Origin of the sequence: Bacillus sp. FDAARGOS_1420 (genome assembly GCF_019344915.1) — a bacterium.
GTDB lineage: Bacteria > Bacillota > Bacilli > Bacillales > Bacillaceae_G > Bacillus_A > Bacillus_A mycoides.
On record NZ_JAHWJB010000002.1, the window covers coordinates 1,174,784 to 1,197,127 of the forward strand.

Below are 22,344 nucleotides of genomic sequence, written 5' to 3' on the forward strand. Positions count from 1 at the left end.
CTAAGTTCAAACTAGGGAGGATATCAATTTGGATCAAAATATTTTAGAATCTTTCGGATGGGATTCTTTTTTTGAAGAACAAGCTGTAGAGAACTATGAAGTAGGGCGTATTTTACTTGAGCATAAGCATATATATCGGATTATTTGTAATGATGGTGAATATGTAGCGGAACTGTCTGGGAAGTTTCGTCATGAAGCGTTAACGAAGGGAGATTATCCGGCAGTTGGGGATTGGGTATATATAAAGAAAATAGAAAATGAGAAAAAGGCAATTATTCACCGTATTTTTCCGAGAAGAAGTTCTTTTTCAAGACAAGAAGCTGGTAACAGAACTGAAGAACAAATTATCGCAACAAATGTAGATTATCTATTTTTAGTGAATGCACTTAACCATGATTTCAACGTAAGAAGGATGGAACGTTATTTGCTGATGGCTTATGAGAGTGGTGCAATGCCTGTTATTGTTTTAACGAAGAGTAGTTTATGTGAAGATGTGGAACAGAAAATTGCAGAAACTGAAGCGGTAGCAATCGGTGTTCCTATATTTGTTGTTGATAGCTTAGTGTACGTCGGAATAGAATTATTGCAACAATTTGTTTCACCAGGAAAAACAATTGCTTTAGTTGGATCTTCAGGTGCAGGGAAATCTACTTTATTAAATGCATTAATAGGAACAGATGTAGCAAAAACCGGAGATATACGTGAAGAAGATAGTAAAGGAAGGCATACGACAACTCACCGTGAATTGTTCCAATTACCGAGTGGCGGTTTAGTAATTGATACCCCTGGTATGAGGGAACTTCAGCTTTGGGAAGGAAGCACGGCAATTCAAACTACATTTTCCGATATTGAAGATCTTGCAAATACTTGCCGCTTTCGAGATTGTAAACATGAAGGTGAACCAGGATGCGCAGTTCGAAGTGCTATAGATAACGGAACTATACCCGTAGAGCGCTTACTAAGCTATAAAAAACTGCAAAGAGAATTGGCATATGTTATGAGAAAACAAAACATTACTCTGGCAAGAGCGGAACGAGATAGATGGAAAAAGGTTTCTAAACAACATAAAAAAATGTAAAAAACCAAAGGGCTTGTTCCTTTGGTTTTTTATATTTGTAAATTTTATAATAATGTTATTCGTATATATAGACAAAAGAAATTAATTTGTTTAAACTTTACAAAGTGTTCATCAAAACAAGTTATAAAAATAGAAACTAAGGAATGGGATATATTCAAAATTAGCTCTATTTAATCTTTAAAGCTTAATATTGAAATGCAGGAGGTTTATAATGAGTAAACTAGTAAGTTGGTTTAGAGATATGAAAGTAGCAAAAAAGCTATTAATTTCCTTTTTTGTTATATTAATTGCGGCAGTTTCTATTATTGGGGGCATGTCGTATCAAACAGCTAAAAAGAATTTTGAATCACAAATTATGAGTAGCGCTCAGGATAATATAAAAATATTGGATAATTTAATCAATCAAATGATTGAAGCGAAATTCAACGATGTAAATAATTTTGCACGAGTGATTCATAGTGATATGTATCAAGGGGATAATCAGGATGAGCTAAGAAAAACATTATCCCAATATATTAGTTTGAACAAAGATGTAGAACAAGTGTATGTTGCTGGAAACGATAAAAAATTTGTACAAGAACCCAATATACAAATGGCAGCAGATTATGATCCAACAGCGCGTTCTTGGTATAAAGATGCAGTGAATAAGCAAGGTGGAATTGTTGTCACTGAACCATATAAGGCACAAGGGAATGGACATATTGTCGTAACAATCGCAAAACAAACTGAAGATAAAAATGGTGTTATTGCGGTAGATTTAAGCTTAGATAATTTATTAAAAACAACAAAGTTAATCAATATTGGTAAAAAAGGCTATGCTTTCATTTTAGATGGAAAACAAAAAATAATTGCTCACCCTCAAGAAAAATCGGGTGACAAGGCAGATGATTCTTGGGGAAAGAAAATATACGAAGATAACCATGGCACTTTTTCATACACTTATGGTGGTAGTGAAAAGAAAATGATATTCGCGACAAATTTAAAAACAGGTTGGAAAATTGCAGGGACGATATATTCAAATGAAATAGTTGAAGCTGCTCAACCTGTATTTTATAATATGTTAATTGTAATGTTTATTTCATTAGTTGTAGGTGGAGTGCTTATTTATTTCGTGACACTTTCTATTACCAAACCTTTAAAGAGATTAGTTGTCACTTCTAAAGAAATAAGCGAAGGGGACTTAACTCAAACGATTCAAATACATTCAAATGATGAAATTGGACAACTTGCGAAAGGTTTTAATGAGATGACTCATTCACTACGTACATTAATTGGAAGAATTAATACTTCAGCAGGGCATGTTGCAGCTGCATCTGAAGAGTTAACAGCAAGTGTGAGACAAGCGAGTGAAGCGACTGAACAAATTACATCAGCAATGGATGAAATATCAAGTGGTGCAACGACGCAAACAGCAAGCGTAGAAAATGGTGCTATGTTACTGTTTGATGTAACAGAAGGGATTCAGCATGTAGCAAATAGCTCATCATCTATTAATACTGCTTCTGCTCACACTCGCGAAAAAGCAGAAGATGGTGGAAAGCTAGTTGGAAAAACAGTAAATCAAATGCAATCTATTGCGGAATCTGTTTCACAGTCAGATGCTGTTATTCAGTTGTTGAATAACAAATCAAAGCAAATTGGTGATATTTTAGAAGTTATTCAAAATATTGCAGATCAGACAAATCTTCTAGCTTTAAATGCAGCAATTGAGGCTGCAAGAGCTGGTGAGCATGGAAGAGGCTTTGCAATTGTTGCTGATGAAGTACGAAAATTAGCAGAACAATCTAGTGTATCATCAAGTGAAATTAGTAAATTAATTTGTGAAATACAAGATGATATGAGTAAGACAGTAAAATCTATGAATAATGTAAATGAAGAAGTGCAATCTGGACTTGTTATTGCAAATGAAACGAAACAAAATTTCACTGAAATTTTACAATCTACAAATGAAATTGCTGACCAAATTAAAACGATGGTTGAAACGGCTAATGGGATGTCAAAAGGTGCAAATGAAGTATCTATTTCGGTTGGTCAAATTGCTATGACGGCACAAAATAATGCGACGAGTACACAAAGTGTTGCAGCGTCAGCTGAGGAGCAGCTAGCTTCCATGGAGGAAATTGGTTCTGCAGCTGGTACACTATCTCAAATGGCTGAAGAGTTACAAGTATTAATTGAAAGATTTAAAGTATAAAAAGGGGAGGCTGTCTCAAAATAGCATTAGTGCTATTAGAGACAGTCTTTTAGCTGATAAACGGATTAGAGGTTCAATGCATTTAATGTTTGTCGAAAAATAGAGGAATTTGTTAAGCGGGTGTATAATTAATATAATATATACTACGTTTAAAGGAGATCAGTATGGGAGTGTATTGGGGAACGAAAAGATATTCTTGGCTTAGCTATGTCTCGTTTTGGTTAAGCATTTTATTCTTTGTTGCTTTTTTAATTGAAGTGTTTGTATTTAAAACACTTTCAAATAGCTCATTACAAATCGTTAAATACTTTTATTTTATATTTGTTCCATTAAATATCATTCTTAGTTTAAGGTTATTATTTAAGAATAATGAAAAGAAAATATTACCGATTTTTAGTTTAATTGTATCACTATTATTTGCAAGTTTAATTATAGTGTTAGCATTAGCAGCTACAGGAAAAATCTTATGAGGAGAGTGATATAAATTACTCTTCTTTTTTGTGGTTTTTCAAGATTTATAAGTAGTTTGTAGGAAATAAGGAAAGTGATAAGTTATCAGTAAGGGAACATACTAGTGAATAGAGAGTGAACTGAAAATACTATATGTTTTGTATGTGTTTATAAAGCAAATGAATGCGGTAAGATTTGTGATATATGGTACAATAAACATGGATAGTGATAGAGATAAAGGGTATATAAAATACTCATCGTTTTTTAGTAAGAGAGGGGTTATCTTATGCTATACGAGGATTTGATGACAGTATTCCAAGCTGCTCCGATAGAATTAGATAGAGGCGGCTGGAAATATATAATCCAGGAACAAAATGATAATTATGAAATTGTTGATGAAATGTTAAAAAAGCAAATGAATGTTGAATTGTATTTTAATGAGTATGATGAGGTGAAAATCACTTTATATAAAGATGGAAGCCCTATTACTACTATGCAAAGAATTGCTATTTCAAAAGTTGAGTTGGATGAAGAGGAAGACGGCATTCAATTCGTATTGGAACGCATGCCAAGTCGAATGATTCGTTTGCAATTAAAGCCATATCTTGCAGTAGAAATGGGGCCGTACTGGGAAGTATGTGAAGACTGCGAATGAAGATGAAAAACATCCGTATACACGGATGTTTTTTTATGTTTTTTGAAGTTGTTTAAAGGCAATAATCGGTAGTAAAATGATGCTCACCCAACCGATAATAGGGTATAGAATATGAAGTAATTCGCTATATCCAATGAAACTAAAGCAATAACTAATTAGTAATATGAAGTAAATAATGTTATTACTTTTCCATCCGGTAATGGATTGCATTTGTTTTGTCATTCCGAATATATTCCCAACTAATGTTGTGAATACTTCACCAAAAATGATAAGAACAAAGAAAAAATGGAAAGTTGCATTAAACCTTCTTACAACTTCAGCCATTGGGATGTTATATTGATAAAATTGTTCAACTGATAATATTGCTAAATGGCTACATAATAAAATAAAGCAAAGCCCCGCGCCGCCTAAAATACCACCCCATAAAATAGCTTTTCGATCTTTTACTTCACTGGCCAATGGGACGAGAACACTTTGGGCGAGAGACAGATTTAATGCAACATATGTAATAGGGCTAGTAATCCATTTCATATTCCAACTTTCTGTAGGAACGGTGTCAATAATAGGAGTTGTACCATGAATAAAGGTTGTAATAGCAAGTCCGATAATGAAAATCATCATAATAGGTACGACAAGTGTATTCACTTCAAAAACACCTTGTAATCCTCGGCTCCCAATAATGAGGCAGGCGATGACTGTGATGAAAATACCAAGTTGTCTCGGGAGACGAAGTTGTTCTTCAAATACTGCCCCGGCTCCTGATAACATAACGCTAGTTACGCCAAATAATACGAGTAATAATAAAGTATTTACGACATTTCCAAATACATCCCCAAATAAATATTTATTAAATTCTTGCGCTGAAAATGCCCCGATTTGTGATGAAAGTAACATCATTTTTGTACCGAGCCAAATAAAAAAAAATCCACTTATACATATGCCAATGGTTCCGTACAATCCGTTAACTGTAAAAAATTCAACAATTTCTCGCCCCGTAGCAAATCCAGCTCCAACGACCGTTCCGATATAAGTAGCAGCGACTTTCTTTGCTACTTGCCATTGTTGATTGTCCATGTTATCCCTCTTTCTTCTATGATGAGCTTGACTTACTATTATGCATATGTGTGAGCTTGGACAATTAGACATATGAAGTAGTTGAAAGGATACATGAATTATATGATATTAGGGAAATAATAAGGTTGTTAAAACTTTGTTACATATAAGCTGTTCATTCAAAAGAATAGGGAATGTATGGTAAAATGAAGTTAGGTCATTAAAAGATAGTAACATGATAAGAGGAGTGGATTGTATGAGTACGAAAACGAATGTTGTTGAAGTATTAAACAAGCAGGTAGCAAACTGGAATGTATTATATGTCAAACTGCATAATTATCATTGGTATGTGACAGGACCGCACTTCTTTACATTACATGAGAAATTTGAAGAGTTTTATAATGAAGCGGGAACATATATTGATGAATTAGCAGAGCGTATTTTAGCGTTAGAAGGAAAACCGTTAGCGACAATGAAAGAGTATTTAGCAACTTCAACTGTAGTCGAAGGGACAAGCAAAGAGTCTGCAGAAGAAATGGTGCAAATTTTAGTAAACGATTTTTCTGCACTTATTCAAGAATTAAAAGAAGGTATGGAAGTAGCTGATGAAGCTGGTGATGAAACATCGGCTGATATGCTATTAGCAATTCATACGACATTAGAACAACATGTATGGATGTTAAGTGCATTCTTAAAATAAACATAAATGGATTAAAGAAAAACTCTATTGAAAAATTCTTTCAATAGAGTTTTTTATAATTTTTCAGTTTTCTTTTATGCTATAATATAGTAAAAGGGAGGAGATGCGATGTTTCGCTTTTTCAGAACTGGAAAAGAAGAGCGGGAAATTACGAAAGACGAATTAGAGCAAGCAATGGCTAAGTTTCTAGAAACAAATGCTAATATCGTTTATACAGTCTTAGTAAATGATGATTACACAGTAAATTATGATTTGTTAAAGCCCTATTTACCTGCATTTCCAACAAATTGTTTTCTGATAACGAAGGAAACGCTGGAGGTATTTGAGCATACAGAAGGAAATTTAAACCTAGTTAAAGAAATTGATATCGTACAAAAGGCCGTAGATCAATATGTAACAGAAAAAGAAATGTTCCCAATTGTTGAAGATAGCGAAGATCAGCTCATATGCGGAGTGAAACTAGGACCATATTTAAATCGTATATTAAAAAGAGACTTATATATTTCAGAAAAGCATTATTTAGTTTCAAGTAAACCAGATAAGAAAAAAAAGAATAGTGGATAGATGTTATGAGAACAACAATAATATATTGTTGTCTTTTTTTGTTGTTAAAACATTGATTTTTCAGTCTATTTAATTTTATACTACAACTAGTGGATAGGAAGGAGTGGTGTATTATGCGTATACATATATTAATTATTAAATATCATTCTGAGAATCAGGTATTGTTAAGTTGAATTGTAGAATTTACTTATACCGTGACCCTAGAATGCTAGGAGTGTTGGAGAAACAATTATTATAAAAGGTTACGGGGGAATTTCTATATGAAAAATAGTATGACTTATATTAAGTTATTAAATGAAACGTTACATTGTTATGCAAATAAAGGAAGTTTTGAAGCGTATTCTTATATAATGAATAATGCTAAAGATGTAATGGGTAATGAAGCGCAAATATATAATTTTAAATATGCATTAGCAAGTGCAGCAGGACTTGAAGAAGAAGCGTTGCATTTAATGAAGAAAGCAATTATAGAAAATGGATTTTGGTACGGAAGTGAGTATTTAATTTCCGATGATGATTTAAAACCACTACATAAATTTGAAGAGTTTCATAGAATGGTTCAATTATGTAAAGAAAGAGAAGAATTAGCAAAGAAATCGGAACAAGCAGACGTGAAATATAAATACAGCAAACAAACTGAAAATCTACTAATAACACTGCATGGGGATCAAGAAAATATACAAATAATAGAACCATATTGGAACTCTGTAATGGAACAAGGTTTTATGCTAGCATTGCCTCAATCTTCCCAAATTCAATTTTCAGATGGATATGTTTGGGATAATATCGAAAGAGGAAGAGAAGAGTTAAAAGGACATTACAATAAGATTAAAGTGAATAAAACATTTGGGAATATTATTATTGGTGGCTTTTCTGCTGGGGCAAGAGTAGCGTTACATTCCATGTTACAAGGTGAAATAGAAGTGAACGGTTTTATTTTTGTGGCACCGTGGCTCCCGGAAATGGAAGAATGGGAAGAAATGATTGGAATATTGCATGATAAAAGCATAAAAGGATATATAATATGTGGGGATCAAGATGAAGATTGTTTTGAAGGTACACAGCAATTTGTAAAGTTATTAAAGGATAAAAATATAGAACATAATTATAAAGTTGTGCCTAACTTAAATCATGATTATCCTCATAATTTTGATGAGTTATTAAAAGAAGCTATTGAATATATAGGAAGCAAAAACAATTGATTAGTAGTAAGAAAAGGAGATGCATCATATGTGATGCATCTCCTTTTCGTTATTATAAATTAAAAGCATCTGCCAATAGGCGATAAGAGTTTAATTTATGTTCAAATTGATGAGTAATCGTGACAATCATAAATTCGTCAGTATTATACGCTTTGCTTAAGTTTAATATTTTTTCTTTCACAGAAGACGGATCACCGACAATCATACGTTGACGATTTTCTTTTATGCGGAATAGATCATAAGCACTATACGAATAATTTTGAGCAGTTTCAATAGAAGGAGTACCAGTAGTCCGTTTTCCTTGTTCTAGTAATAAGATTGATAAATCTAAACTAGAAGCAATTTTTTCCGCCTCTTCATTCGTTTCTCCGCAAATAACAAAAATAGAGACGATTGATTTTGGTTTATCTCCTAAATAAGAAGGTTGGAACTGTTCCTGATAAGCCTTCATTACTTCAGGGCCACCGTATCCGTTAATGAACTGTGCAAATGCAAAAGAAGCGCCTTGCTTTGCGGCAATCATTGCACTTTCTCCGCTAGAACCGAGCATCCACATTTCAGGAGATGTTGGGATAACTGGAGTAGCCTTTAAGTTTGCATAATGATGGTTTTCTGGTACTTGATCATGTAAGTACATAGCAACATCTGCAATTTGTTCTGGATATTGATCAAGTGAGACCATTTTACCTTCTTGAAGTGCGCGAGTTGCTATCGGCATACCACCAGGCGCTCTCCCGACACCAAGGTCGATGCGGCCCCTATAAAGTGCTTCTAAAACGCGGAAATTCTCGGCAACTTTATATGGACTATAATGTGGCAGCATAACACCACCAGAACCAACTCTAATACGGTCAGTTTTCGCGGCAATATGTGAAATGAGTATTTCTGGACTTGAACCAGCTAAGCTAATTGAATTATGGTGCTCGGATACCCAAAAACGTGTGAATCCGAGTTTCTCAACTTCTTGTGCAAGCGTAACTGTATGCGAAATAGCCTGGGCTGCTGTGCTACCATCTGAAATAGGTGATTGGTCTAATACACTTAATTTGATCATAGAATATACCTCTCAATCTTAATGTACATCCTATTATATATTTACTTACGAAAAATGCGTAATGAAATGCTCAAAAGGAAAAGTGAATAATTTTTTATCCGCTTTTAATGAGAAAACCCTCGTTCATAATGATTCATTTCGACTAAGTTTAATATATATTCGTAGTTATCAATTTCTAAATGTATTTGCTTGCGTTCTTCTTCAGTTAGTTTAACGCTAGTGAGTTTTTTACATAAATGCTGTTTTTTAAATTCTAAATGTTTTTTTGTAGCCTGATAATCGTAAGTACGTTTCATGTGTATCCATCCTTTCCATACAGTTACTATCTGTATGTTTATCATATGAAGCATGTGGAAGGGGGAGAGCTGCACCTTATGTATTTTTAGTGAATTTTCAAATTGTGGTGGTGTTATGTTTAAGTGAATTTATGAATAAAATGCACTAAACCACTAATTTGTATTTCATGAAGTAAGGGGTGGGATTGTGCAGAAAGATATAATGTTTAACAATGAGATGGATGAAACGTTAAAAGTTATAAATAAGGGATTGAAGAAGACGACACGTCCGAAACAAATCATTGTAGTAGGAGCTGGTATGGCTGGATTAGTTTCGGCATCTTTATTAAAAGCAGCAGGGCATGAAGTGAAGGTTTTTGAAGCGAACAACCGTGTAGGTGGCCGCATAGAGACAGTTAGGATGGAAGATACCGGATTATATTTAGATGTTGGAGCAATGAGAATTCCGTATTCGCATACATTAACGATGGCATATATAAGAAAGTTTGGGCTACAGGTGAGCCCTTTTATTAATAGGAATGAGACAGATATTATCTACGTAAATGGTCGGAAAACGACATTAAAACAATACGAAAAAGATCCAAGTATTTTAAGATATCCTGTGGAAATGAATGAAGTTGGGAAAACGTCTGAGGAACTATTAATGTTAGCGGTACAGCCCATTATAAATTTTATAAAAAAGAACCCAGAGAAAAATTGGGATATTGTAGTAAAGGATTTTGGGAGATATTCTACAGGTCAATTTTTAAAATATCATCCTTATCAATATAATACGTATTTTTCGCCAGTAACGATTGAGATGATAGGTGTTCTATTAGATTTAGAAGGTTTTTTAGAAAGGTCATTCGTTGAGACGTTACGTTTTTTATATATTATGCAAGAGGAGAGCGGATTTTGCGAAATAATAGGTGGGAATGATAGATTACCAAAGTCTTTTTTACCACAATTAGAAGAAAATATTATATATAATCAAAAATTAATGAAGCTTCATCAACAAGCCAATAGTGTAACAGCCTATTACCGGAACGAGGAAACTTTTGAATATAGTAGTATTACAGGGGATTTAGTTATTGTTACAATTCCTTTTTCAACAATGCGATTTGTAGAAGTAGATCCATTTGATTCGATATCTCATGCGAAGTGGAAAACAATTCGCGAATTGCGTTATATGCCAGCTACAAAAATAGGAATTCAATTTAAAAGTCGTTTTTGGGAGGAACAAGGGCAATTAGGTGGGAGAATCATAACAGATCTTCCTATACGTTATGCGTATTATCCAAGCCATGGAATCGGAGAGAAAGGGCCTGCTATGATGTTAGGAAGCTATACATGGTCTTATGATGCGTTGTTATGGGATGGGTTATCAAAGGGGGATCGTATCTATTACACACTACAAAATTTAGCAACAATATTAGGTGGTCAAGTATATGATGAGTTCATGTCTGGAATATCAAAGAGTTGGACATTAGATCCATATGCGCTTGGAGGGTTTGCACTATTTCAAGCTGGCCAAGAATCAGAATTACAGCCAGTCATTGTAAAACCTGAGGGGAGAATATATTTTGCTGGTGATCATACAACGCTGTATCACGGATGGATTCAAGGTGCGATTGAATCTGGAGTTCGTGTAGCGATGGAAGTGAATGATTAAAAAGTTTAAAATTCAGAAATTTCTTTACTGTATAACTTGAGATGGATATTATTATATATAAAAGAATTATAGGGAGTGTTTACAGTGAATCCGTTATTATTCGATTTTCCTTCTGAATTTTATACTGACAGGCTGTTTATTCGAATGCCAAAACCAGGTGATGGTAAAGTTGTATATGACGCAATTCAAGCTTCAATACAAGAATTAAAACCTTGGATGGTCTTTGCACAAAAAGAGCAAACAGAGGAAGAAATAGAAGAGAGTATTAGAAAATCGCATATTCAATTTTTGCAGCGTGAAGATTTGAGATTACTAGTTTTTTCGAACGAAACAGGTGAATTTATTGCATCTGCCGGATTACATCGTATTAATTGGGATATACCTCAATTTGAAATCGGGTATTGGATTGATTCAAGGTTTAGTGGAAAGGGCTATATGGTAGAGGCTGCAAAAGGTATAACAGATTATGCTTTCACTGAATTGAAAGCAAACCGCGTAGAAATCCGTTGTGATTCTCTAAATAAGAAGAGTAGAGCGATACCAGAGAAATTAGGCTTTAAATTAGAGGGTACTTTAGAAAGCGCGAGTGTTGCGGTGGATGGAAATGGATTAAGGGATATGTGTGTATTTGCAATGACGAGAAATACATATGAAAAAGAAGAGCTGTAAAGAAACAGCTCTTCTTTTTGTTTATTATGGTACAGGATGTCCATTAGAGCTTTCGAAAATTGTAAACCATTGTTGGCGGTCTAAGTTAACTTTTGTAGCAAGAGCGGCTGTTTTCACACGATCTAATTTACCAGAGCCAACGATTGGCATCATGTTAGCTGGATGAGCAAGTAACCATGCATACATAATAGTATCGATGCTATCAACGCCTAGCTCAGTAGCAATTTTTTGTAAAGTTGCACGTACACGTACGGCGCGTTCTGATTGGCCAGTAAAGATTTCTCCACCAGCAAGAGGTGACCAAATCATTGGATTAATTCGTTTTTCTTGGCATAAATCAATCGTACCTTTTTCAAAATGCTCCATTTGCATCGCAGATACTTCAATTTGATTTGTAATGAGCGGGAAATCTAAATACGAACTTAACATATTAAATTGTGAAGGTAAAAAGTTAGATACACCGAAGTGGCGAACTTTGCCTTCTTGCTTTAAGCGTGAGAACGCTTCTGCCACTTCAGTTGGATTCATAAATGGATCTGGGCGATGGATGAGCAATACATCAATATAATCTGTATGTAAGTTTTGTAATGAATCTTCCGCGCTTTTTATTATATGTTCAGCACTCGTATTGTAGTGAGCAACATATCGCTCTGGAAATTTAGGTGATGGGGGAGCGATTCCACATTTAGTGATGATTTGCATATTTTCGCGTAAGGAAGGCTTTAATTGTAACGCTTCTCCAAACAATCCTTCACACGTATACCCACCATAAATATCAGCGTGATCGAAAGTAGTAATCCCCAAATCCATACAGTCTTCAATAAAAGAAAGTAACTCTTGCTTTGTCATATTCCATTCTGCTAAACGCCAGAACCCTTGAATAATACGAGAAAATTCTAGTGTTTCGGCCATTTGAACTCGTTCCATTATAAGTACCCCCTTGATGAATGATAATATTTTTGAAAAGGCTTTCTTGCTACATATTATTATATAGTTACCCGGTTGTACATACAATAAATATGTTTTGCTACAAAAACGTTTTTCTCTATATGCTATAATGTAGAAACATATAGCTATAAGGAGATGTAAGGAATGATTCCAGTAACAATACTAACTGGTTTTCTTGGATCAGGGAAAACGACATTATTAAATCGAATTTTATCAGAGGATCACGGCAAGAAATTAGCAGTGATTGTAAATGAAATAGGGCAAATTGGTATCGATAATCAATTAATTATGAACGTTGAAGAAGAAATTATGGAAATGACAAACGGTTGTTTATGCTGTACTGTGCGTGAAGATTTACTTGTTGCTTTAAAACAATTACTGGATGTGAAAGCAGAAGGGAAAATGGACTTTGATGGATTAGTAATTGAAACAACAGGTCTTGCAAATCCAGGTCCGATTATTCAAACTTTCTTTTTAGATCCAGTTATTCAATCTGCATACCAAATTAACGGTGTTGTAACAGTTGTAGATAGCTATCATATACATAAACATTTTGAAAAGGGACTAGAAGCAAAAGAACAAATTGCCTTTGCTGATGTTGTGTTAGTTAATAAATTAGATTTAATTGAAGAAAATGAGAAAGAAAATCTCTTGCATGAACTTCAAGGAATTAACCCGACTGCAAAGTTAATCGAGGCGACTAACTGTGAGGTAGATATTCCATCGTTATTACAAATTCAAACGTTTAAAACGAAAGATACGCTGCAAATTTACCCTCATACAGAACATAACCATCTAGAAGGTGTAAAATCGTTTGTACTACGTGAAGAACGTCCGTTAGATTTACAAAAATTGAATGAGTGGATGTCAGCTGTTGTTCAAGAACTAGGGGAGCATTTATATCGCTACAAAGGAATTTTATCTATTGATGGAGTAGATAAACGTATTGTTTTCCAAGGTGTGCATACACTGTTTGCCGCTTCGTACGATAGAGAGTGGCAAGAGGGCGAAGAGCGAGTAAGTGAAGTAGTGTTTATCGGAAAAGATATTAATAAAGAATGGTTCCAAGAACATTTCCAAGAGTGTGTGAAATAAGTCTGCGTATATTGCAGGCTTTTTTTGTTTACTAAAATTGGAATTTGTATTAAAGTAATCTGAAAATACTAAATGTTTAGTATTTCATTAGGGGTAGGGGGAGAAAAGGTGCGTTTAATGATTCTTGGATTGCTTACTAAAAGGGAGTCGCTATCTGGTTATGAAATACAGCAGGCGCTAAATATGGTGCAAAGTAATAAATGGGCGGAAGTTTTCCCAGCTTCTATTTATCACGCATTAAAAAAAATGGAAAATGAAAATTTCATTCAAGTTAAAGCAATTGAAATGACCGGAAAACGGTCGAAAACGATATATTGTATTACAGACAAGGGAAGTCAAGAATTTAAAAGGTTATTAAAGGAGTCGTTTCAAAAAACTTCAGTTATGTTTCCAAAACATCTATATACAGCGTTAACATTTCTGTCAGAAGAAGAGAGTATGAGAGAGGAGGTTTTAGAAGCTTTAGAAGAGCAGAAAAGTGAAATACGATCTACTTATGAAGAGATGAGGGAAGGAGAAAGACTAAAAGATAACGCGCCAGCGTATGTGAAACTAATTTTCGAAAATATGTATGAACAATGTGAGATGCAACTTCGATTTATTCATAGGTTAGAGAAACTATTAAAAAAATAAAAATGTGGTGGGAAGAATATGAAAATCGATCATCTTGTTATAAATGTAAATAAAGAAATACAAGAAAATAAGGAAACGATTAAAAATGTACATTCTATCGGGCTTCCATATGTTCCGAAATGGGGAAAGGGAACGAAAGGGTTTAAAGTATCTAACATATGGATTGGAAAAGAATATTTAGAATTAGTAAGAATAAAAACAAAAGATGGGGGTGGTTGGGTACAAGAGTGGGTTCAGAAATATTGTGATGGCCATAGGGGACTTATCGGACTGGCAATTGATGTTGAAAATATAGATAAAGTGTATGGGAAAATGATAGAAGGTGGAATTGGAATTACAAAACCAGAACCATTACAATACAAGTGGTTTTTTAATTTATTTAAGAAAACTATGCCGTGGAAAAATGCATACATACAGCCGATGAAGGGGATGCCGTTTCAATTCTTTCTACAACAAATGGACGATCAAAAGAGCAGAGAATATATGGAGAAATATATGAATCCAAATAGTTTGGAGCAGGGAATTACAGGAATAAATACGGTGAAATTATATGGAGAAATAACAAATGGAGATAGAGACATTATTAGTTGTCTATTTTCAGATGTTACAAATGAAGAAGAAGAAATAGTAATACGTTTAAACAATCAAATGATTTATCTAATTCAATCGGATGAGCATTTTACGGAGATAATACTAGATTGCAAAAGCGAAGCACATAGGGAGAAGAAATTAAATATAGAAAATGTGACATTAATAAATAAATAATAAAAAGCCTGTTTTCACAGGCTTGTATTTTCATCTATAAGTAATTCCATTACAACACCTACAACTGGACCTTCGTCATCAATATCCCCATTTAAACGGAAGCCAAATGACTCATATAGTCCCATTGCGTGTTTGTTGTCAGGATGTAAACTTAAATAAATTATTTTACATTCGAATTTTTGTTGCAAGAATTGAATTAGTAAGCGAAGGAAACGTTTTGCGTATCCTTTTCCTTGAAATTGTTGGTCAATCATAAAACGATCTAACCATACGCTTTCATGTTTTTGGGAATACCATCCATACATTGCGTATCCAACGAGTGTTTCTTTGTCATATAAGCCTACTGACGTTCCGTTTTCTTCATATAATGATTCTGCTAAGGAAAACGCATTACTTTCAATAAATTGCTGCTGGTCTTTTGTTACGCTTAAGGCAGCTACTGAACGCCAATTTGCTGCTGTTACTTCACAAATGTGAAGATTCATAGTTCCAACTCACCTTCTAAATTAGTATAGCTTACAAGCTAATATGGATAATTCTACTTGTTATTTCGATCAAGTCAAGGATAAATACATAAAAAGGCAGCTGAATGACATATTCAGCTGCCTAGAAAATATAGTTGATTAGCTTGTTGCTTCTTTTAAAGTATTTACGTTTTCTTCCATTAATGTGAAGTAATCTTTATTGTTCTTTGCATCATCCTCAGAAATAGTAGCAAGGTGATTTAAGCGTAAAATTTTTGTACCTGTTTCTTTTTGAATAACTGATGCTACTTTTGGAGTAGAGAATGTTTCAAATAAAATATATTGTAGACCGTGCTCTTTTACTGTTTTTGTAATGTCAGCAAGCTGTTTTTGAGATGGTTCATCAGATGCTGAAATTCCAGCGATTGGAATTTGTTTCAAACCGTATCGTTGTTCCCAGTAGCCGTAAGCTGCGTGTGAAACTAATATTTCTTTCGTTTTTGCATTTGCAACAACTGCTTTAAATTGATCATCTAAATCAGTAAATTTTGTTTGTAGTGCCGCGAAGTTTTTTTCGAACTCTTTTTTATGTTCAGGCTGTAATTCTACAAGTGCATTTTTAATTTTTTCTGCTTGTTTCATCGCAAGAGTAGGATCTATCCAAACGTGTGGGTCTTTATCGTGATGATGTTCATCTTCTTTATGAACGTCTCCATGATCGTGCTGCTCTTCTTCAGATGAAGCACGAAGTTCGATATCTTTAGATGCATTTACAATTTTTACGTTTTCTTTTTTTAATGATTTTTCCATTTTTTCGGCAAATGGTTCTAATTCTGCGCCGTTATAAACAAATAAATCGGCTTTCGCCACTTGTACAGTCTGTTTTTGACTTGGTTCAAATGTATGAGAATCCGCACCAGGTGGGTAAATTGTTTCTACATTTACATAATCACCACCGATTTTTTTTGTAAAGTCAGCGAGTGGGAAAATGGTTGTATAAACAGAAAGTTTCCCATCTTTTTTCGCCGCACCTTCTTTGTTGTTAGAACATCCAGCAAAGATGAGTGTGAAAATAAGTATAAATGAAAATAGAGCTAATTTTTTAGGCATATAATTCTCCTCTTTTCTTTTTTACAATTATATTTTCTCCAAATATAAGAAGAAAATATCGTTTTAACACAAAACGGAATAATTACGTTTTAGGTTGCGAACCTAGTATAATACATCTTTATGAAAGTTGCAATAAATAATAATCATTACGATTTGTTTTTGTTATAAATTTGTCAAAAAGAAAGGTATTAATTTTTATGATTGGTGCATATGTGACAATGTTACTTTCATATATTGGGAGGGAGCAGAAAAAAGGGGATGAGCGCTTGGGTTACTTCATGGAAGCTATCTTATTAATACTTGCGGTTGTTTTGCCATTATCTTTTGTTTTAATTTTTTTAAGAAGACTAATAAGTAATTTAGGGGATGCTACAAAAATAACGAAATTACCAATGGAGGAAAAAGAAAAGAAAAAAGAGTAAGTAAAGCACTATGCGTACGCATAGTGCTTTACTTATGGTAAAATGGGAGAACGGAAACTCCTGTTAGCGACGATTAGCTATAGGAGAGAATAGTAAATAAAGAGGTATACACATATATGAATAAGCGAACAGCGTTAGTACTTGGCGCAAGTGGGCTAGTTGGACAAGAAATAACACGACTATTACTTGACTCAGATTACTACGATTCGGTTACTATTTTTGTAAGAGAACCATTACAATTACAGCATGAGAAATTGCAACAGAAACAGGTGGATTTTTCAGTATTAGAGGAATACAAAGAATTTTTTGCAGTAGATGATGTTTTTAGTTGCTTAGGAACAACGATAAAAAAAGCGAAGTCGAAGTCGAATTTTAAAAAAGTAGATTATGAATATACATTACGAGCTGCCTGCTTAGCTGAAAAACAAGGTGTGCAAAATTTTCTTGTTATTTCATCAATGGGAGCAAAACCTAAATCATTTTTCTTTTACTCGCAAGTGAAGGGGAAAATGGAAGAGGAGCTGAAAAAGCTAGTTATTGGTGGCATACATATTTTCAGGCCGTCATTATTAGTTGGAAATCGACAAGAATATCGTTTTGGGGAAAGAATGGCTGAGAAATTATCTCGTATTCTTCCGTTTATATTTAAAGGGGCTTTTAAAAAGTATAAACCAATTTCAGCTAAAGATGTGGCGAAAGGAATGTATATAACAGCGCTACGTGAAGAATCTGGTATTCATATTTATAGTTCAAACGATATTATAGAAATAAAATAAGTAAAACCGAGAAGAATAATTTCTCGGTTTTACTTATTAGTTTTAATTTTCCCGGGTGCTCGTCGGTACTGATATGGTTCTTTTAATTCAAAGCCAAGTTCATTGGCAGCTATTCTTGGGAAGTATGGATTACGAAGTAACTCGCGTCCGATAAAAATTAAATCTGCTTCGTTATTATTTAAAATTTGCTCTGCTTGTGATCCGGTTGTAATTAATCCTACCGCACCAGTCGCGATGTCAACATGCTCCTTAATATGTTTAGCATATTGTACTTGGTAACCAGGATACACATCAATATGTGCGGGTACAACAGCACCAGAACTACAATCGATTAAATCTACCCCTTGTTCTTTCATCCATCCTGTATACTGCACATAATCTTGAACCGTTAACCCGTCAGGATGATAATCATTTGCTGAAATACGAACAAATAACGGTCCGTTCCAAACTTCATTTACAGCATCGATGATTTCGCGTAAGAAACGATAGCGATTTTCAGGTGAGCCCCCGTATTCATCAGTCCGCTTATTGGAAAGCGGAGAAAGAAATTCATTAATAAGATAACCGTGAGCACCATGTAATTCAATAACGTCAACCCCCGCTCGTTTAGAGCGTAAAGCTGCTTTTTGAAAAGCAGAAACAGTTTCTTTAATTTGCTTTTTATTCATTTCTAATGGTATTTTCATTCTATCGTTAAACGGAATTGCTGAGGGAGCGAAAGCATCTGTTTCTAATTCAGCCTTTCTTCCGGCGTGAGCGAGTTGAATGGCTGCTTTTGCACCGTTATTATGTATAAATGTTGTCGTTTTATGTAAGCCTTCAATTAGAGTATCATCCCAAATGCCTAAGTCTTTGCTAGAAATTCGTCCTTCAGGTAACACAGCTGTTGCTTCAATCATAACTAAACCTACTTGGCCAGCAGCCCTGGTTCCATAATGGACGAGATGAAAATTAGTTACTTGGCCGTCCTCATTTTCTGATGAATACATGCACATAGGTGACATAATGATACGGTTTTTTAGCGTAACGTCCTTAATTGTATAAGGTGAAAAGAGTTGAAACTCCATCAAATATCCCCCTTGATTGAATTTTCTTACATTGTATCATCCTCTTTTTTGTTTCCCTAATAAAACGCTTATACGAAAAATTTCGTCTATTCGTGTTACAATAAATAATATGTAATGAATTGGAGGATGACATATGTACCAGGCTTATTATGATAGTGAATTAGGTTTGTTAGAAATTACAGCGAACGAAGAAGGAATTACGTCTGTTATATTTGTTGAAGATAGAAAAGAAGAACATAAAAATGAACTTGTTGAACAATGTATAAATGAATTAGATGAATACTTTGAAGGAAAAAGAAAAGAGTTTACAGTTCCATTGTCTGCTGAAGGAACACCATTCCAAAAGAATGTATGGGATGCACTTTACACTGTTCCGTATGGCGTAAGTGCTTCATATTTAGATATTGCGGAGAAGGTTGGGAATACGAAAGCTGTACGAGCGATAGGAGGGGCAAATAGCCGGAATCCAATTTCAATTATCGTTCCATGCCATCGTGTAATAGGAAAGAGTGGAAAACTTGTTGGGTATGCGGGTGGTTTATGGAGGAAAGAGTGGTTATTGAAACATGAAGGTATTTTAAATAAATCGTAAGAAACAACCTTTGGAACGAGGGAGTTAGCTCGGCTGTCCTAAGACAAATTCGTTAGCTATCAAAAGTAACGATGAACCGAGAAGCCCCCACTTCGGGGTAAGCTCGCAAGAGATACTAAGTGGTGGGTAGTTCACAATGAAGTATGGATGGAAAGAGGGATTGTTTTGAAATGTATAAATTGTGGGCGACCTTGTATTAATGATCAGCTGAATTGTGCAAATTGTCAACGAAACCTGCATAATGAACAAGGTGAAGAAAGCTCGCTAATAGACAAAGAATTAGAAGTATATGTAGGGAGACAATATCCATATTACAAAAGAAAATGGGAGCTTGAGAATAAGCGAATTGCTAGGTGGAGCTGGAATGGTCTGGCTGCTATTTTTAATGTAGGTTGGCTTGGATATCGCAAGTATTACGTACCTGCTGCTTTATTTATACTGTTATTAGTAGCATGTGATGCATTTTCTTATTATATGGGGTTCAACGTAGCGTTGCCAATCGTTAATATGGTGCCTCTTACGTTTTTATTACTCATTTTCATTCTATTTGGGATGGGGATTTTTGCAAATGGATTATATTATCAATTTGCAGAAAGGCGTATATATCGAATAAAAGCACGGGGAATTAAAGATGAATCGGTTGAAAATTATCTCATCCGTGATAGTGGTGGAACGAGTAAAATGGGAGCAACAATCGTTACTATTTTAGCAGTTGCTAGTATTTTTTTCAGTCATTTCTTTTTTCCGACTGATCGAGATATTATACAAAAAGTACGTACAAGTTCGCTTTATGAATATCCGTTCTTTTCGATTGGTGAATCGTTTGAAAGCTATTTTCAAAATTCAGGGTGGATATACTATCGTGGTTCGGAAGGTATGGAATTAGTAGAATTTCAAGGATACAGCCCAGGGATGCCAAGACAAAAAGTTACAATTCAATTTATTGTTGATTATAAATTGAGTGAAATTGAGCCATATTCCCTTACGATTAATGGTGAATCTAAAAATGAAGAAGAGTTTTTGAAGATGATGGAAGAAATATTCAAGGTTCAAAATCCGTTTGAAATAGAGGATGGATTGCAAGTAAATGCTATTCAACAAAGCGGAGGGAAAGCAATTTCTGACCGCTTTTTTTCTTTTTATGAAAATAAATATTTAAAATAATCAGAATTTTTTGTATAATAAAATATATTATACAAGTTTTAACTTATACATATAGATTGGGGGAAGGAAGAATGAAGAGAAAGGTAACAACGATTGCTGCAGTTGCATTATCGGCTAGTGTATTGGTTGCAGGTTGCGGAAATGGGGAGAAGGCATCTACAACGAAGAAAGAAGCAGGTAAGGGAGTAGCGGATAAGCAAGTATTAAACTTACTAGAAACAGCTGAAATTCCTTCAATGGATACATCTAAATCAACAGATTCTGTATCTTTCCGTGTATTTGTAAATGCAATGGAAGGATTATATCGTCTAGATAAAGATAATAAACCAACTCCAGGTATGGCCAAAGACGTGAAGATTAGTGAAGATAAAAAGACATATACATTTGAATTACGTGATGCAAAATGGTCAAATGGTGATCCAGTTCGAGCACAAGATTTTGTATATGCATGGCAACGTACATTAGATAAAGCAATAGCAGCAGAATATGCATTTATTTTATTTGATGTGAAAAATGCACAGAAAGTAAATAAAGGAGAAGTACCGTCGGATCAATTAGGTGTTAAAGCGAAGGATGATAAAACGTTGGTAGTAGAATTAGAGCAACCAGCACCTTATTTCCTTGAGCTTACTTCGTTCCCTACATTCTTCCCATTAAATGAAAAGTATGTAAAAGGACAAGGGGATAAATACGGATTAGAAGCAGATAAATTATTGTACAATGGACCATTTACAATGAGTGAATGGAAACATGAACAAAGTTACCAGTTAAAGAAAAACCCAAATTATTGGGATAAAGATGCTGTAAAATTACAAGAAATTAATGTGGGTATAGTAAAAGAGACAAGTACTGGGGTAAATTTATATGATAGTGATCAAGCAGATCGTGTCATTTTAAGTTCTGAGTTTGTAGACAAATATAAAAAGAATAAACCAGATGAATTTAAAACGAAGCTAGACCCACGTATGTATTTCCTACGTTTTAATCAAAAAAATGCAACGTTTAAAAATCAAAAGGTTCGTGAGGCGATTGATTTAGCGTACGATAAAAAAGGAATTGCGGATGTAATTTTGAATGATGGATCATTGCCAGCGTATTTCTTAGTACCTGAAAAGTTTACGACAGGACCAGATGGAAAAGACTTCCGTACTGTAAATAAAAATTTCCGTGACAGTAAAGATAATGCTGCGAAAGCAAAAAAACTGTGGGAAGAAGCGAAGAAAGAACTTGGTCAAGATACAATTACAGTAGAATTACTAAATGATGATAACGGTAGTCGTAAAAAAGTGGGCGACTTTATTAAAGAAGAATTAGAGAAAAACTTACCTGGTATTAAAGTGAATTTGAAGCAACAACCATATAAGCAGAAGTTAGATTTAGAAAAGAAATTTGAATATGAATTCTCATTATCTGCATGGAGTCCAGATTATCCAGACCCAATGACATATATTGATATGTTCGTTACTGGAAGCTCATTTAATGAAATGGATTATTCAAATCCGAAGTACGATGATTTAGTAGCAAAATCAAAAGGAGAACTACTAAAAGATGACGCAGCACGCTGGAAAGCACTTGCAGAAGCTGAAAAAATCTTAATTGGTCAAGATGCTGCAATCTCACCTACGTATCAGCAAAGTACGGCTTATTTAGAGAAGACATATGTAAAAGGTATCGCTAACCATACGTTTGGTGGAGACTTCAGTTATAAATGGGCATATATTACAAAGAAATAGTATAATAAA

General features: G+C 34.3%; 24 protein-coding genes. 17 read left to right on the forward strand and 7 right to left on the reverse strand.

Translation table 11 applies throughout. The features are described from left to right. The first annotated feature begins 28 nt into the window (after positions 1–28). From rsgA to I6L50_RS16360, 4 genes are all read left to right on the forward strand, one after another. Positions 29–1,078, forward strand: a complete 1,050-nt coding sequence (gene rsgA, locus I6L50_RS16345; protein ID WP_219302062.1) for a ribosome small subunit-dependent GTPase A — start codon at positions 29–31, stop codon at positions 1,076–1,078. 211 nt (positions 1,079–1,289) lie between these two features. After that, positions 1,290–3,272 (forward strand): HAMP domain-containing methyl-accepting chemotaxis protein, encoded by a 1,983-nt coding sequence (locus I6L50_RS16350; protein WP_113938268.1) that lies wholly within the window; start codon positions 1,290–1,292, stop codon positions 3,270–3,272. A gap of 164 nt (positions 3,273–3,436) precedes the next feature. Then, complete coding sequence (locus I6L50_RS16355; protein WP_113938269.1) at positions 3,437–3,742, forward strand: hypothetical protein; 306 nt, start codon at positions 3,437–3,439, stop codon at positions 3,740–3,742. A 266-nt stretch (positions 3,743–4,008) separates the two neighbouring features. Next, the gene (locus tag I6L50_RS16360) at positions 4,009–4,377 is read left to right on the forward strand and encodes a DUF3979 family protein (protein ID WP_002135811.1); all 369 of its coding nucleotides are present in this window, start codon (positions 4,009–4,011) and stop codon (positions 4,375–4,377) included. Positions 4,378–4,410: 33 nt separating this feature from the next. Here I6L50_RS16360 and I6L50_RS16365 read toward each other — a convergent pair whose 3' ends face one another. Beyond that, on the reverse strand, positions 4,411–5,451 hold the full coding sequence (locus I6L50_RS16365; protein ID WP_002031445.1) for a YkvI family membrane protein: 1,041 nt from the start codon (positions 5,449–5,451) through the stop codon (positions 4,411–4,413). Positions 5,452–5,686: 235 nt separating this feature from the next. On the opposite strand from I6L50_RS16365, the gene I6L50_RS16370 reads away from it, so the two are divergent. From I6L50_RS16370 to I6L50_RS16380, 3 genes are all read left to right on the forward strand, one after another. After that, positions 5,687–6,130, forward strand: coding sequence for a Dps family protein (locus tag I6L50_RS16370; RefSeq protein WP_002135813.1), 444 nt, complete (start codon positions 5,687–5,689; stop codon positions 6,128–6,130). A 108-nt stretch (positions 6,131–6,238) separates the two neighbouring features. Next, entirely contained in the window at positions 6,239–6,694 is a 456-nt protein-coding gene (locus I6L50_RS16375; protein WP_219302063.1) for a DUF3939 domain-containing protein, read from the forward strand. A gap of 260 nt (positions 6,695–6,954) precedes the next feature. After that, positions 6,955–7,896: an alpha/beta hydrolase gene (locus I6L50_RS16380; protein ID WP_219302064.1), complete on the forward strand. Its 942-nt coding sequence runs from the start codon at positions 6,955–6,957 to the stop codon at positions 7,894–7,896. 52 nt (positions 7,897–7,948) lie between these two features. Here the strand turns inward: I6L50_RS16380 and I6L50_RS16385 are convergent, their stop codons facing one another. Both I6L50_RS16385 and I6L50_RS16390 read right to left on the reverse strand, forming a co-directional pair. Further along, positions 7,949–8,950 carry an LLM class flavin-dependent oxidoreductase gene (locus I6L50_RS16385; protein ID WP_219302065.1) on the reverse strand — a complete coding sequence of 334 codons (1,002 nt, stop codon included), beginning with the start codon at positions 8,948–8,950 and terminating at the stop codon, positions 7,949–7,951. 104 nt (positions 8,951–9,054) lie between these two features. Further along, entirely contained in the window at positions 9,055–9,246 is a 192-nt protein-coding gene (locus tag I6L50_RS16390) for a DUF3896 family protein (protein WP_219302066.1), read from the reverse strand. Positions 9,247–9,433: 187 nt separating this feature from the next. On the opposite strand from I6L50_RS16390, the gene I6L50_RS16395 reads away from it, so the two are divergent. Both I6L50_RS16395 and I6L50_RS16400 read left to right on the forward strand, forming a co-directional pair. Next, the gene (locus I6L50_RS16395; protein WP_219302067.1) at positions 9,434–10,897 is read left to right on the forward strand and encodes a flavin monoamine oxidase family protein; all 1,464 of its coding nucleotides are present in this window, start codon (positions 9,434–9,436) and stop codon (positions 10,895–10,897) included. Positions 10,898–10,981: 84 nt separating this feature from the next. Next, positions 10,982–11,566, forward strand: a complete 585-nt coding sequence (locus I6L50_RS16400) for a GNAT family N-acetyltransferase (RefSeq protein ID WP_002126982.1) — start codon at positions 10,982–10,984, stop codon at positions 11,564–11,566. A gap of 24 nt (positions 11,567–11,590) precedes the next feature. Here the strand turns inward: I6L50_RS16400 and I6L50_RS16405 are convergent, their stop codons facing one another. Next, a complete protein-coding gene (locus I6L50_RS16405; RefSeq protein ID WP_219302068.1) occupies positions 11,591–12,493 on the reverse strand; it encodes an aldo/keto reductase in 903 nt (300 codons plus the stop codon). A gap of 165 nt (positions 12,494–12,658) precedes the next feature. Here I6L50_RS16405 and I6L50_RS16410 point away from each other — a divergent pair, with 165 nt between their 5' ends. The 3 genes from I6L50_RS16410 to I6L50_RS16420 all read left to right on the forward strand — a co-directional run bounded on the left by I6L50_RS16410 (position 12,659) and on the right by I6L50_RS16420 (position 15,007). After that, positions 12,659–13,609 carry a CobW family GTP-binding protein gene (locus I6L50_RS16410; protein WP_002135825.1) on the forward strand — a complete coding sequence of 317 codons (951 nt, stop codon included), beginning with the start codon at positions 12,659–12,661 and terminating at the stop codon, positions 13,607–13,609. 108 nt (positions 13,610–13,717) lie between these two features. After that, positions 13,718–14,242: a PadR family transcriptional regulator gene (locus I6L50_RS16415; RefSeq protein WP_002086081.1), complete on the forward strand. Its 525-nt coding sequence runs from the start codon at positions 13,718–13,720 to the stop codon at positions 14,240–14,242. An 18-nt stretch (positions 14,243–14,260) separates the two neighbouring features. Next, positions 14,261–15,007, forward strand: coding sequence for a VOC family protein (locus I6L50_RS16420; RefSeq protein WP_219302069.1), 747 nt, complete (start codon positions 14,261–14,263; stop codon positions 15,005–15,007). Between the two features lie 14 nt (positions 15,008–15,021). On the opposite strand, the gene I6L50_RS16425 is transcribed toward I6L50_RS16420, so the two are convergent. Both I6L50_RS16425 and I6L50_RS16430 read right to left on the reverse strand, forming a co-directional pair. Continuing rightward, positions 15,022–15,492: a GNAT family N-acetyltransferase gene (locus tag I6L50_RS16425; RefSeq protein WP_113938276.1), complete on the reverse strand. Its 471-nt coding sequence runs from the start codon at positions 15,490–15,492 to the stop codon at positions 15,022–15,024. Positions 15,493–15,630: 138 nt separating this feature from the next. Further along, a complete protein-coding gene (locus tag I6L50_RS16430; protein WP_113938277.1) occupies positions 15,631–16,581 on the reverse strand; it encodes a metal ABC transporter substrate-binding protein in 951 nt (316 codons plus the stop codon). Positions 16,582–16,778: 197 nt separating this feature from the next. On the opposite strand from I6L50_RS16430, the gene I6L50_RS16435 reads away from it, so the two are divergent. Then, positions 16,779–17,003, forward strand: coding sequence for a hypothetical protein (locus I6L50_RS16435; RefSeq protein ID WP_219302070.1), 225 nt, complete (start codon positions 16,779–16,781; stop codon positions 17,001–17,003). Positions 17,004–17,119: 116 nt separating this feature from the next. After that, the gene (locus tag I6L50_RS16440) at positions 17,120–17,779 is read left to right on the forward strand and encodes an oxidoreductase (RefSeq protein ID WP_002031464.1); all 660 of its coding nucleotides are present in this window, start codon (positions 17,120–17,122) and stop codon (positions 17,777–17,779) included. Between the two features lie 29 nt (positions 17,780–17,808). Here the strand turns inward: I6L50_RS16440 and namA are convergent, their stop codons facing one another. Continuing rightward, the gene (namA, locus tag I6L50_RS16445; protein WP_219302071.1) at positions 17,809–18,846 is read right to left on the reverse strand and encodes an NADPH dehydrogenase NamA; all 1,038 of its coding nucleotides are present in this window, start codon (positions 18,844–18,846) and stop codon (positions 17,809–17,811) included. A gap of 133 nt (positions 18,847–18,979) precedes the next feature. Between namA and I6L50_RS16450 the strand changes: the two genes are divergently transcribed. The 3 genes from I6L50_RS16450 (at position 18,980) to I6L50_RS16460 (ending at position 22,335) form a co-directional block, all read left to right on the forward strand. Then, a complete protein-coding gene (locus tag I6L50_RS16450; RefSeq protein ID WP_002086069.1) occupies positions 18,980–19,438 on the forward strand; it encodes a methylated-DNA--[protein]-cysteine S-methyltransferase in 459 nt (152 codons plus the stop codon). A gap of 165 nt (positions 19,439–19,603) precedes the next feature. Next, a complete protein-coding gene (locus I6L50_RS16455; RefSeq protein ID WP_113938279.1) occupies positions 19,604–20,602 on the forward strand; it encodes a DUF2628 domain-containing protein in 999 nt (332 codons plus the stop codon). Positions 20,603–20,673: 71 nt separating this feature from the next. Beyond that, positions 20,674–22,335, forward strand: a complete 1,662-nt coding sequence (locus I6L50_RS16460) for a peptide ABC transporter substrate-binding protein (RefSeq protein WP_012260774.1) — start codon at positions 20,674–20,676, stop codon at positions 22,333–22,335. Positions 22,336–22,344 lie beyond the last annotated feature (9 nt).